12 protein-coding genes are annotated in these 12,504 nt (G+C 66.1%); 8 read left to right on the forward strand and 4 right to left on the reverse strand.

Features of this window, described 5'->3' with window-relative positions; all coding sequences use genetic code 11:
• Positions 1 to 56: 56 nt before the first annotated feature.
• On the reverse strand, positions 57 to 2,531 hold the full coding sequence (locus tag BLT68_RS01135) for a DNA gyrase/topoisomerase IV subunit A (protein ID WP_074632517.1): 2,475 nt from the start codon (positions 2,529 to 2,531) through the stop codon (positions 57 to 59).
• 67 nt (positions 2,532 to 2,598) lie between these two features.
• Here BLT68_RS01135 and BLT68_RS01140 point away from each other — a divergent pair, with 67 nt between their 5' ends.
• Positions 2,599 to 3,153, forward strand: a complete 555-nt coding sequence (locus BLT68_RS01140) for a DUF5998 family protein (protein WP_050694645.1) — start codon at positions 2,599 to 2,601, stop codon at positions 3,151 to 3,153.
• A complete protein-coding gene (locus tag BLT68_RS01145; protein ID WP_074632519.1) occupies positions 3,146 to 4,294 on the forward strand; it encodes an alkaline phosphatase family protein in 1,149 nt (382 codons plus the stop codon). Before BLT68_RS01140 ends, BLT68_RS01145 begins: the two co-directional genes overlap by 8 nt.
• A 24-nt stretch (positions 4,295 to 4,318) precedes the next feature.
• On the opposite strand, the gene sepH is transcribed toward BLT68_RS01145, so the two are convergent.
• Positions 4,319 to 5,485 (reverse strand): septation protein SepH, encoded by a 1,167-nt coding sequence (gene sepH / locus BLT68_RS01150; RefSeq protein WP_074632522.1) that lies wholly within the window; start codon positions 5,483 to 5,485, stop codon positions 4,319 to 4,321.
• A gap of 166 nt (positions 5,486 to 5,651) precedes the next feature.
• Between sepH and BLT68_RS01155 the strand changes: the two genes are divergently transcribed.
• Genes BLT68_RS01155 through BLT68_RS01170 form a run of 4 tightly spaced genes read left to right on the forward strand, consistent with a single transcriptional unit; the run spans position 5,652 to position 7,655 of the window.
• Positions 5,652 to 5,954: a DUF4193 domain-containing protein gene (locus BLT68_RS01155; RefSeq protein WP_050694648.1), complete on the forward strand. Its 303-nt coding sequence runs from the start codon at positions 5,652 to 5,654 to the stop codon at positions 5,952 to 5,954.
• 9 nt (positions 5,955 to 5,963) lie between these two features.
• Positions 5,964 to 6,602, forward strand: coding sequence for a DUF3710 domain-containing protein (locus BLT68_RS01160; protein ID WP_050694649.1), 639 nt, complete (start codon positions 5,964 to 5,966; stop codon positions 6,600 to 6,602).
• A 1-nt stretch (position 6,603) separates the two neighbouring features.
• Positions 6,604 to 6,984, forward strand: a complete 381-nt coding sequence (locus tag BLT68_RS01165; protein WP_050694650.1) for an OB-fold nucleic acid binding domain-containing protein — start codon at positions 6,604 to 6,606, stop codon at positions 6,982 to 6,984.
• On the forward strand, positions 6,984 to 7,655 hold the full coding sequence (locus tag BLT68_RS01170; RefSeq protein WP_070778986.1) for a DUF3159 domain-containing protein: 672 nt from the start codon (positions 6,984 to 6,986) through the stop codon (positions 7,653 to 7,655). The genes BLT68_RS01165 and BLT68_RS01170 overlap by 1 nt, the downstream gene beginning before the upstream one ends.
• Here the strand turns inward: BLT68_RS01170 and BLT68_RS01175 are convergent.
• Together BLT68_RS01175 and BLT68_RS01180 are read right to left on the reverse strand one after the other, a co-directional pair.
• Positions 7,601 to 8,302, reverse strand: a complete 702-nt coding sequence (locus BLT68_RS01175) for a potassium channel family protein (RefSeq protein ID WP_050694652.1) — start codon at positions 8,300 to 8,302, stop codon at positions 7,601 to 7,603. The genes BLT68_RS01170 and BLT68_RS01175 overlap by 55 nt on opposite strands.
• 2 nt (positions 8,303 to 8,304) lie before the next feature.
• Entirely contained in the window at positions 8,305 to 8,955 is a 651-nt protein-coding gene (locus tag BLT68_RS01180; RefSeq protein ID WP_207512872.1) for a potassium channel family protein, read from the reverse strand.
• Between the two features lie 106 nt (positions 8,956 to 9,061).
• On the opposite strand from BLT68_RS01180, the gene BLT68_RS01185 reads away from it, so the two are divergent.
• Complete coding sequence (locus BLT68_RS01185) at positions 9,062 to 11,125, forward strand: APC family permease (protein WP_050694654.1); 2,064 nt, start codon at positions 9,062 to 9,064, stop codon at positions 11,123 to 11,125.
• Positions 11,122 to 12,468, forward strand: a complete 1,347-nt coding sequence (locus BLT68_RS01190) for a class I SAM-dependent RNA methyltransferase (protein WP_074632524.1) — start codon at positions 11,122 to 11,124, stop codon at positions 12,466 to 12,468. The genes BLT68_RS01185 and BLT68_RS01190 overlap by 4 nt, the downstream gene beginning before the upstream one ends.
• Positions 12,469 to 12,504 lie beyond the last annotated feature (36 nt).

Below are 12,504 nucleotides of genomic sequence, written 5' to 3' on the forward strand. Positions count from 1 at the left end.
GGCCCACCCGCATCGGTACGAGCCCGCGCTATCACGTGACATAGCTGATCGGTGCCTCACCCGATCGACGTGATCGCGAAGGTGATGGGCACGCCCGATCCGTCTCGGCGCTCATCCTCGGTCGGCAGATCGACGGGCGAACCGTCGGACGAAGCCGCGCGCCCGGGCCTGGCGCCCACCCACGCGATATCCAGGTGGTCCTCGCCACGCAGGAAACGCTGGCAGCGCACGCCCTGGCCCCCGCGTCCCTTCGCGGGGTAATACTCAAACGGGGTGACCTTCACGGTCGTCTGCCCCGTTCCGGGCAGCGCACCGAGCGCGGCGGCAACCGTGACAACGACGGCGTCAATGGGGGCCTCGACCACCCAGAAACCCAAGGCCTCAGCGCCACCGGAAAGCTTCATGCCCGCCATACCACCCGCCGTACGGCCCTGCGGGCGCACCTTCGCCGCGGGGGTGCGCAACAGCTGAGCGTCCGACGAGACAAACACCAGGTCGGCGCCGTCACTGCATCGATCGAAGCCCACCAGACGATCACCCTCCTCGAGCGTGATCACCTCCCATTTCTCGCGTTGCAACACATCCGGACGCAAACGCTTCACCGTGCCACGAGCCGTCCCCATCGCGACCACGTCGGTGCCCTCTGGATCTAGCAGACCCACCGTCGGCGCATCCGTATGCAGCAGCAGTTCGGAGGGCATGGCGCCTGCGAGCGACAGTCCGGTCTCAAAGCGAGGCAGCGCCGGCAGGTCAACGACGTCAATGCGGTGAGCGATACCGTCCTGCGTGACCACGGCGACCTGGGAACGCGCCGAAGACGCGAGCTGCGCGCGCCAACCGTCGGACGCGGCACGCGGCCCGGGCTCCAACGGCTCCCCACCCGCCACGCGCGCGAGTGCGCCCGTGGACGACAGGACCACCACGCACGGATCGTCGGGAATCTGCAGGTCCAGTCCCTTGCCGGAGCGAGACACCGACGGCAGCGCAGCCAGCGCTGCCTCGTCCGTCCCCCCGGTCGAGCCCACAGGTGTGCCCGTCGACGCTAACAGCAGGGTGCGACGCGGCGTGCCCAGCCGCTGCGAAACCTCGCGCAGCTCCTTCTTGACCAGGGCACGCAGCAGCTCCGGATCGGCCAGGATCTCGCGCAGCGACGCGATCTTGGCCGCCAGATCGTCGCGCTCGGACTCCAATTCGATGCGCGAAAACTTCGTGAGGCGGCGCAGCCTCAGCTCCAGGATGTAGCTCGCCTGAGCCTCCGACAGATCAAAGGCCGTCATCAGGCGATCACGCGCCGCCTCGGCGTCGTTTGAGGAACGGACAATTGCGATAACGTCGTCAATGTCGAGGATCGCGATCAGCAAGCCCTCCACCAGGTGCAACCGATCCTCGCACTTTTTCAACCGGAAGCGACTGCGCCGCGTCGTCACGTCCAGGCGGTGATCCAGGAAAACCTGCAGCATCTCCTTCAAGCCCAGCGTGCGCGGCTGGCCGCCCACCAGGGCGACGGCATTGATCGAGAAGGAATCCTCCAGGGGCGTGCGCTGATACAGCTGCTGCAACACGGCCTCGGGATTGAAACCGTTCTTCACCTCAATGACCAGGCGCAGACCGTGGAGGCGGTCCGTCAGGTTCTGCACCGACGAAATGCCCTTCAGGCGCCCCGCATTCGCGTTCTCCTTGATCTTCTCAATGACCTTCTCCGGCCCCACCATGTAAGGCAGCTGCGTGACGATGATCCCCATCTTGCGGGCGGTCACGCGCTCGATCTGAACCTTTGCGCGCGTCTTAAATGCGCCACGCCCCGTCTCGTACGCCTCCTTGATGCCGTCCAGGCCGACGATGACGCCTCCCTCGGGCAGGTCGGGACCGGGAATGTAACGCATCAGGTCGGCCACTGTGGCCGACGGGTGATCCAGCAGGTGAATGGCGCCGGCGATTGTCTCGGACAGGTTATGCGGGGCAATATTCGTTGCCATGCCCACGGCGATACCGGACGCGCCGTTCACTAAAAGCTGCGGGAAAGCGGCGGGCAACACCTCCGGCTGCATGAATTGATTGTCGTAGTTCGGAACGAAATCAACGGTGTCCTCGTCCAGGCCGGTGACCAGGTCCAGCGCGGAGGACGCCATGCGGGCCTCCGTGTAACGCGCCGCGGCAGGCCCATCGTCCAGCGAACCGAAGTTACCGTGACCATCCACCAGGGGGACCCGCAGGTTAAACGGCTGCGCGAGGCGCACCAGGGCCTCGTAAATGGCGGAATCCCCATGGGGGTGGAGCTTACCCATGACCTCGCCGACGACGCGCTGAGACTTCACGTGCCCCTTATCGGGGCGCAGCCCCATCTGATCCATCTGAAAGAGGATGCGCCGCTGGACGGGCTTGAGTCCGTCGCGCGCGTCGGGCAGTGCCCGAGCGTAGATGACCGATACCGCATACTCCAGAAAGGACCCACGCATTTCAGCGGACACGTCAATCTCGGAGATGTTTTCGTCCGCTTCGGGGATGTCGACAACCTGGTCCTTCTTAGCCATACGCGCAATTATCGCGCGCGGGGGCGCTCATTTCGACTGCCGCGCCGCTTCGGGGCACAATTGTGGGATGGACACATGGACCCGTATCGAACGTGGCGGCTTTTACCCCGAGGCGGTGCAAAGGGCGTTGCGCCGGGCGCTGGGGCGCACCGAGCCGTTGGCGACGCTGTGCCAGGTGGATACGGGTTTTGACCGCGGGGAGGTGTTCCGTCACCTGACGATCGCCTCGATCACCGACAGGGCCATCGTCCAGCTGCACGTCGACGAAATGGACGGTGGATTCGCGATGATTGCGACGGCAGTCCGTCGCGTGTCCGACATCGCCGGCTACTCCACGATGGAGGTGTACACGGATCCCGAGAAGGCGCGCGGAATCAGCGAAATGACCATCGCCCTGGATCTGGGCGGAGCGCGCCGCCTCGAAATAGAACCCACCCAGTGCGAGCACTCTCATTGCGAGGCCGACCACGGGTTTACTGCCTCGTCTTTTCCAGACGACATGACCTTCCGTGTTTCGGCGGCCGCCGACGGGCAGGACGCTGTCGATGAGGCCCGGGTCTTCGTCGACCACCTGGCGCGGCTCATGGGAACCCGAAGCGATGCGGGGGATAGCGGTGAGTGAGCGCGCGATGACGCTTGACCTGCCCGGCGCCGACCTGCCGGGGGAGGAGGATCCGGCGATCACGGATATCGTTTCCGGGGCCCTGTGCTCGATCGATGCCGGACTCGAGGGTGCGTCGTCGGCGCGGGCCCGGGCGCTCGGCATTGAGTCGGGAGCCCGCCAGCTGCTGCTGGTCCTCGTCGATGGGCTCGGATACGAGCTGATCGAGGGGCACATCGGCCACGCCCCGACGCTTCGCCGCGTCCGCGACGATATTCGCTCTATCCACACCGTGGTTCCCTCAACGACCGCGGCGGCAATTACGGCGTTTGGGACGGGGGAGCGTCCAGGCGCTACGCACATGGTTGGTTTCTCCGTCGCGCATAGGGGCGGAATTATGAACTTGCTCGCCATGGAGGGCGGCCCGGCCCCCGCCAAGTGGCAGCCGGTTCCTACCTTCTTTGAACGCCTGGCCGCCCAAGACGTCCCCTCTGCGGTGATTTCGCCGGCGCGTTTCGCGGGTTCTGGCCTGACGGGGGCGGCGCTGCGCGGAGCGCGCCACGTGCCCGCCGAGTCGCTGAGCGATCGCATTGGCGCCGCCCTGCGGGAGCTACGCGCAGGCACGCCCCTCGTCTACCTTTACTGGTCCGAGATCGATCACGCGGGGCACTCCTGCGGCGTCGGATCCGACGCATGGATCGCGCAGCTCGAAGAGTTCGACTCGGGGCTCGCCTCCCTGCTGCGAGGGCTTCCCGACGGGGTGCGCACCGTACTGACCGCCGACCACGGCATGATCAACGTCGACCCGGCAAAAATCATTGACGTCGCATCGGTTCCCGCTCTGCGCGAGGGCGTACGGATCATCGCCGGCGAGACGCGCGCGGTCCACGTCCATGCGGAAGAGGGGCGCGCCGCCGAGGTGGAGGCACGCTGGCGCGAGAGGCTGGGGGAGCGCGCCTGGCTCCTGTCTGGCGATCAGATGAGCGCCCTCATAGGCCCGGGCGGCGGCTCGTCAATCATCGGTGACCTTTTGGTGTTGGCTCGCGGCGCGGGGGGCGTCGTTGATTCGCGGACACAAAACGCGTCGGCTATCGCGATGCCGGGCATCCACGGGTCGCTCACCCCGGCTGAGATGCGCATTCCGCTGGTCGTCCTGTCCTAACAGGCGCTTTTGGTCCTGATGGCCTTAAGGCCTCGAACCGAAGAGGATCTCGTCCCAGCTGGGCACCGACCGGCGTCCCTTTTTTGACGAGGCCCGGGCGATGCGCGCGCCCGATGCGCCCTGAGCGGGCACGGAGCCGGTAGCCGCCTGTTCGGTGTTTGCCCCGGTCACGGAGGCGTCGCCGGATGATACTGCTGTCATGGGGAGGGGCGGCGTCGGGTGTTCCTCCGCGTCGGCGTCGGCCTCGCGCTCGTCGCCAGAAGGGGACACCGCGGGGATATCGCCCGTCAGGGGCGGATGGGGTGGAGGCTCGAGAGTCTCGGGAAACGCGGGCGCATCCTGTTGGTCGGCAGCCGGTTCGGCCTTGGTGCGCGCGGACGCCAGCGAGTATATGCGCGCCGAAATCGGTCCGGTTGACGGCTCTGGTTCGGGTGCCCCATCTTCCTGCACAGCGATGGCCGCCAGGTATTCGGCTTCCTCGTCTTCCTCGTCACTCAGGTCAAACTCGATCTGCTGGCGCTTGCCGCGGGCTGCATTGAGCTGATCCACCAGAGCCTCGCGGGCGCGCAGGTCCTCGCCGTCGGGATCCGGCGCGGGGGCGGCGCGCGGCAGGGGGGTGAGGATCGAAGCCGTGGGGGTGTTCGACACCTGCTCGGTCAGCCACTGCGCCTCCTGGTCGATGGCCTCAAGGATCCCCGAACCGGACAGGTGCCAGTGCGCCGCGTGCTCCGCCGCTCCCTGCACGAAGGTCACGATGATCTGCCACGGCTCTGAAACTTCGCGAGTGGCTGACCATTCGAGAGAAGAGGGGGCCACGCCGCGCGCAGCCAGACGGTCGAGGACCAGATCGCCCATGGTCGGGCCGTCCTCGCCGATGCGCACGGCGCGCGCACGGGTGAGCGCGTACTCCTTCTCCGCCTGTACGGGAGCCTCGAAGCGCTCAACCGCACTGACGTCCATCCCGTGTTGCGATGCGATCTCCTCCGGGGTTGCCCCCGCACGCAGCAGGGCCTGAATATCGCGAGGAGCGAGCGTCGGGCGCGATGGGGCGACCTCGACTCGCGGACGATCACGGCGTGTTGCGCCGCGGAGCTCGTCCGAGATCAACACCGAATAGCGTTCTCCCTGGGCATCGGTCAGCACCAGGGATTCGCCGTCGGCGCCGGTCCCGAGCAATTCGAGCTCAATCATCGATTCCTCCTTATTACCTCGTGGTCGAATCGTCTCAAATAATGCTGACAATGTCGCGCATCCGTTCGCGTGTCACGCATACGATGGCACATTACTCGAACAAGTGTTATCCTCCCTGCGCATAGGTCCTTCGCGCAAACCGGCTCGAGGGTGAAAGGGGAGAACCATGGCAACCGATTACGATGCGCCGCGCAAGAACGAGGACGAGGTCGCAGAGGACTCGATCGAGGAACTGAAATCCCGTCGCAACGACGCCGGTTCCGCTGAGATCGAGGAAGATGAAAACGAAGCGGCCGAGAATTTTGAGCTTCCCGGTGCTGACCTTTCAAAGGAAGAACTCACCGTTCATGTCGTTCCCCGTCAGGACGACGAGTTTACCTGCTCGCAGTGCTTCCTCGTCCACCACGCTTCACAGCTCGACCACGTGGACGCCAATGGCGCCCCCGTGTGCACCGAGTGTGCGCTGTAAGGCAGGACGATGTTCGGACGCAAGAACAAGAAGAAGACAACGGAACGCGAGAACGAGCAGATCGAGGAACTGCCTCGCCTGAATGACGAGGATGCCGAGATTTGGAGCGAACCCGGCCCCCGCAACTATGGGGACGTGGACACCTCCGAGGGCTACGTTGACATGGGAGCCATCCTGTTCCCTGCCGTACAGGGGATGCAGCTGCGCACCCAGGTGGCCGACGATGGGACCACCGTCCTCCAGATCCTCGTCGTTCTGGGTAACTCCGGCATCCAGATGAGCGTCGCCGCCGCGCCGCGCTCGGGTGGCGTCTGGGACGAGCTACGCGAAGAGATCCGCAAGGGCTTCGAGGAACAGAACGCAAAGGTCGCGGACATTCGCACGCGATACGGCGACGAACTGCTGGTCGACATGCCCATGCAGATGCCCGACGGGCGTTCCGCGACCTCGCGGATGCGTATCCTCGGACGCGAAGGCGACCGGTGGTTCGCGCGCATTGACATCCTTGGTCCCGCTGCCGCCAACGCGGAGGCCGGCGTCGACATCGAGAAGGTTATCGACCGGATCGTCGTGCATCGCGATGACCATCCGCGCACGCGCCTTGAGCTGCTGCCCGTTCACCTGCCCGCAGGCGCACAGGAAGTCTGACATGGCATCGTTATTTTCCCGGGTCAGCGCTGCGCTCGGCCTCGATAAAGATACGCGTTCCCTGGACGCCGCACTGGACGAAGACTCGGCCCGCGCCGCCCGAGGCGTCACACCCATCCGGGACGTGACCGACAGGAGCCATGCGCTTGTATTCGGCACCCTCCTGGGCATGACCTATCCTCCGGAGGAAGGCAGCCAGCGCGTCCTCGTCGCAACGCTGTACGACGGCACCGACACCCTCGAGCTGCGCTGGCCCGGACGTTCCTCTATCCCGGGGCTGAGCGTCGGCCAACGCCTGGAGGTGGAGGGAACGGTCGGGCGGGTCGGCGAACGCCTGATCATCATCAATCCCCTGTACCGAGTGATCGGTGGGGAGGGTTGATGCCCACCCCACGCTGGATGAGCCAGTCAACCGCGCAGGAATTCTCCTGGGCAGACGCGTTGGGCGGCACGCGTGGCGTTATTGAGACGACGGCGCCAGGACTCCTGTTCGTCATCGTCTACGTGGCCACCCATGCCATCCTCCCCACGCTGATCGCCGCATCCTCCGTCGCGCTGATCGCGTGCCTCACTCGGCTGGTCCAACGCCAGGGCGTCGGACAAGCGCTCTCCGGATTCTTCGGTGTCGCCATCGGCGTCCTCTTTGCGGCGGCGACCGGGCGTGGAGAAAACTACTTCGTGTGGGGCATCCTTACGAACGCCGTCATGTCCCTGGCTTTCGCCGTGTCGGTCCTCATCCGGCGCGGCATCGTTGGCTGCCTCTACGCAACTCTGGCGGGTCTGCCGACGGGATGGCGCGGCGACCTCGCCCACGTCGAATTGCGGCGACGCTGCAACCTGCTCACCTGGATGTGGACGGGCCTCTTCGCGCTGCGCGTCGCGGTCCAGGCCCCGCTGTGGGCGGCCGGAGAAGTCGCCGCGCTCGGTATCGCGAAGCTTGCCCTTGGGCTCCCTCTCTTTGCGCTTGGCGCCTGGGCCACCTGGTGGGGCCTGCGCGGCTACGCTCCGGCTGCCTCCTCCTCGGAGTCCGGCTCGGCAGGCGCAACCGACTGACGCAGTCGATTCAGCCCGTCGCGATCGGCGTCGGGCACCAGGAGCAGCAGCTCATCCGATTCCTCGAACACGTCGTCTGCGCTGGGGGTAATCGGTCGCCCATCGCGCAGCAATGCGGCCAACACCGAGTTCGGGGGAAGCTCCAGGGAATGGACGCGCTTACCGACCACCGGCGAATCCTCCGGCAAGATCAGCGCGTGCATGGACACCGCGGCCGTGTTGAAGGAGAAGAGGCGCACCGGGATGCCGACGGACACCGCCTCCTCAACGAGCGAGGTCATGATGCGCGGCGTTGACACGGAGACATCCACGCCCCACGCCTGGTCAAAAAGCCACTCGTTCATCGGGTTATTCAGGCGCGCGACCACGCGGGGCACCGCGAACTCTGTCTTGGCCAACAGTGAGATGACCAGGTTCGCCTTATCGTCGCCCGTCGCCGCGACCATCACGTCGGCCTCGGCCACGCCCGCGTCGCGCAGGGCGTCGGGGGAACACGCATCCGCGAGCACCCAGTCAGCGTCGGCGATGGACGTGATCCGCAGCTCCGCGGGCGTGTGGTCAATCAGCGTGATGTCGTGGCCGTGAGCGAGCAGCTCCAAGGCAACGCTGCGCCCAACTGAACCGGCCCCAGCAATGACAATCTTCATGCTCACCCCTCCATCTTTGGCGGAGCCGCCAGCTTATCGCGCAGCTGCGCCGTCTCAGTTCCATTGATCGCAAAGTACAGTTGGTCGTGCTCTTGGACAACCAAGTCAGGCGAGGCCGTGCGGATCGAACCCAGGCGCGACGTAAAGACGATCCGACTGCCCGTGAGCTCCTCGACGGTCGGGAAACCGAGGCCGTACCAGCCGGGGGAGGGGGTCGCATTCACCAGAGCCACCGCGCCGGTCGGATGCGACCACGTGAGCGAGGCATTCGGGGGAAGCATACGGCGCAGCACAGACTCCGCCGTGCGCTGCACCGACGCGACCGTGGGAATCCCCAGCCGCTCGTACAGGTACGCGCGCGTTGGGTCGTAGATTCGAGCCACCACGTGCTCGACGTGGAAAACCTCACGAGCGATGCGCGCGCCGATAATGTTCGAGTTATCACCCGAGGAAACGGCAGCGAACGCGTAGGCGTCCTTGATATTCGCCTGTCGCAGGCATTCGCGGTCCATGCCCACGCCCGTTATGCGACGACCGGAAAAATCCGACGGCAGGCGCGCAAAGGCCTTAGAATCCTGGTCGATAACGGCCACGGAATGGCCCGCGGCGTCCAACGTTGATGCCAGGCGAGCGCCAACGCGCCCGCAACCCATGATCACAAAGTGCACAGCTACCAAAGTACCCCGACCGGGGCTAAACGGCCACGCGAGGGCGCACGTTTCTCCCACACCCGCGCCAAGTGGACTACGCTTACACACCGTGAAGAACTTGTTGGCCTACGCGAAGCGTGTGCTTATCGGACGCCCGATGCGATCGGACGCGATGGGCCACCAGCTGCTCCCCAAACGTATCGCTCTGCCCATTTTCGCCTCGGATGCGCTGTCGTCGGTCGCGTACGCGCCCGACGAAGTCTTGCTGACGCTGGCATTGGCGGGGACCATGGCCGCCCTGCAGTCCGTGTGGGTCGGCGCCGTTGTCGCGCTGGTCCTGGCAATCGTCGTCGCCTCCTATCGTCAGACCGTCCACGCGTACCCCTCTGGCGGCGGCGACTACGAGGTCGTGACGACGAATCTGGGCCGTTCCTGGGGCCTTCTCGTGGCCTCGGCTCTGCTGGTGGACTACATCCTGACGGTTGCCGTCTCAATCTCCTCCGGCGCGAACTACATCACGACCGCCGTGCCCGCGCTGCTCGGCTACGAGGTCCCTATCGCTGTCGGTCTCGTCGTGGTCCTGGCGACCCTGAATCTGCGTGGGACACGCGAGGCCGGCGGCGCCTTCGCGATACCGACCTACGTGTACATGTTTGCTATCGGCCTCATGATCGTTGTTGGCTTCGCTAAGCTGGCCACGGGCCACCTGGGAGTCGCGCCCACGGCCGCCTACGATCTCGTCGTGGCCCCCGGTCACGCGGACGGCCTGGCAGGCCTCGCGGGAGTCTTCCTACTGATGCGTGCATTCTCGTCGGGGTGCGCGGCACTCACCGGCGTTGAGGCCATTTCAAACGGGGTCCCCATGTTCCGAAACCCCAAGTCCAAAAACGCGGCCACCACGCTGGCGATGCTGGGGCTGATCGCCGCGTCAATGATGATTTCGATCCTCGTGCTGGCCCGCGCGACGGGCGTCAAGATCGTTGACGACCCGGCCACGCAGCTGACCTACCAGGGCCAGGCCGTCTCGGAGAAAACCCCGATCGACCCCGCGATCTCCCAGATCGCCTCGGCCGTGTTCGGGCAGGGATCGGTGCTATTCATCCTCATCACCGTCGTCACCGGTTTCATCCTGGTCCTGGCCGGAAACACCGCCTTTAACGGCTTCCCGACTCTGGCCTCCGTCCTGTCGCGTGATTCCTTCCTGCCGCACCAGATGGTGCGCCGGGGGGACAGGCTCTCGTATTCGAACGGCATCGTCGTCCTGACCCTCGCCTCGATTGCGCTGATTGTTGGCTTCCAGGCGGAGACCACGCGCCTGATTCAGCTCTACGTCGTCGGCGTGTTTATCTCATTCACGCTGTCGCAGCTGGGGATGATTCGTCACTGGAACAAGCAGCTACGCACCCGTCAGTCCGGCGATGAACGCATAGCGGTCCTGCGTTCCCGGGCTGTCAACATCATTGGTTTCATGATGACCGGCCTGGTTCTGGTGATCGTCCTGGCCACGAAGTTCACGCACGGGGCGTGGATTACGCTGCTGATGATCGCCATCGCCTTCGGCCTCCAGATTTCGATTCACCACCACTACGAGACCGTTCGTTCTCAGCTGTGCGTGGAGGACTGGAATGCGCGCCGGGCGCTGCCGACACGCGTGCGAGCCCTCGTGCTGGTCTCATCCCTGTCGCGCCCGGCGATGCGAGCCATCGCCGCGGCCCGTGCCTCATCGCCGACGTCCATCGAACTGGTCTCCGTCGTCGCGGACGACGCGGAAGAAGAACGGATATTGCGCCAGTGGAAGGCGTCGGGCGTGCCCGTGCCGCTGACACTGCTGTCCGCACCCTATCGTGATATTTCCTCCGTGATCCTCCAATACGTGCGCTCTCGTCGGCGCTCGATGCCCACCGAGATGCTTGTCGTGTACATGCCGCAGTTCCTGGTGACCCACTGGTGGGAAAATCTCGTCCATAACCAGTCCGGCCTGCGCCTGCGCGCCTCCCTGCTCGACGTTCCCGGCGTGGTCATCACGGTCGTCCCGTGGCAGCTGGGCGAGGACGACGTCGTTGAAGGCCGCCAGCGGGTCAACGATCCTTTCCTGCGCGTGCCCGCCCCGGACTCATCCCCCGAGCAGACGCCCGCGGCTGAGGCCAAGAACGACGCGCGAGAGACCTCGTGAGCCCCCGTGCACCCAGGCGTCCGTCCCGGCGCCGAAGCTCCATCCGCGAAACAACCCGAGAGGGGATTGGGCGCCTCCTCCGTCTCACCGTCGGTGAACCGGTGCACGGTGGCGCCTGCGTCGCCCGGGACGATAGCGGGCGCGTCGTCTTCGTGCGTCACACCGCGCCGGGCGAGGTTGTGTCGGCGCGCGTGAGCGCCGTGCGTAGCAGGCTCGCATGGGCGGACGCCGTTGAGGTTCTCGAACCCTCGACTGACCGCGTCGACTCCGTGTGGCCTCAAGCGGGTCCTGGCGGCGTCGGAGGCGGTGAGCTGTCGCACCTGGCGCCCGCCGCCCAGCGGGACTGGAAGCGGCGCGTTATCTCAGGGCAGCTGCGTCGCGTCGGAGGTCAGGCGCTGGCCGAGGCCGCGGGCGCGCTCGGTGGCGTGGAGGTTGCCCCTGCCTGGGGTGACGAGGAACCGTCGGACCCGCTGACCGGTCGCCGCTCGCGCATCGACGTCGTCATCGACGCAGGCGGTCGCGCGGGCATGCACGAGTACCGTGGCCGCCGTGTCATCGCCCTTGATCGCATGCCGCTGGCCGTCCCGCAGATTCGTGGCCTCGGGCTGTTCGACCAGGATTCGCCGTGGCGCTCCCTGTGGAAGCCCGGTGACCGCGTGCGCGCCGTCGCTCCCAGTGGCGGCCAGCCGGTCGTCCTGATCGGCGAGGACGCGTATGCGGCCGACGGCACGCGCATCGACGTGCCTCTCCTGTGCTGGGACGTGCCTATCGGGGGATACCCTCAGTCCTACGGCGTGCGCCCATCCGGTTTCTGGCAGACCCACGTGCGAGGCGCCGAGGTGCTCGCAAACGCGGTCCTTGCCGCCGCTTTCGGAGGCGACCAGGCCGGGGAGGGCAGCGCGGTCATGGAACTCTACTCGGGTGCAGGCCTGTTCACCGTCCCCCTGGCGCGTGCCGTCGGCGATGCCGGGCGCGTCGTGAGCCTGGAGGGCGACGAGGCCGCCGTACGCGATGCGGGCGAGAACGTGGCCGGCATGGAATGGGTTGACGTCTTCAGTGGAAGCGTGAACCGCCAGGGCATTGTCGATCTGTCGGGGCAGCTGGGAAGGGTACCGGACGTGCTCGTGGCGGATCCGCCACGAGCGGGTGCGGGGGCACAGGTGTGCCAGGCCATCGCAGCAACGGGTGCACCCCGCGTCGTCCTGGTGTCCTGCGATCCGGCGGCGGGCGCGCGTGACCTGCGCTCGCTCACCGACTCCGGGTACCGTCTGCTAAGCCTACGCGCGTGGGACCTGTTCCCGCACACGCACCACGTGGAAATGGTGGCGGTCCTGAGCCGATGACCGTTGCCCGCGACGGTACACCGAAGACGACCGCCG

The organism is Schaalia meyeri, assembly GCF_900105015.1.
Classification (GTDB): domain Bacteria; phylum Actinomycetota; class Actinomycetes; order Actinomycetales; family Actinomycetaceae; genus Pauljensenia; species Pauljensenia meyeri.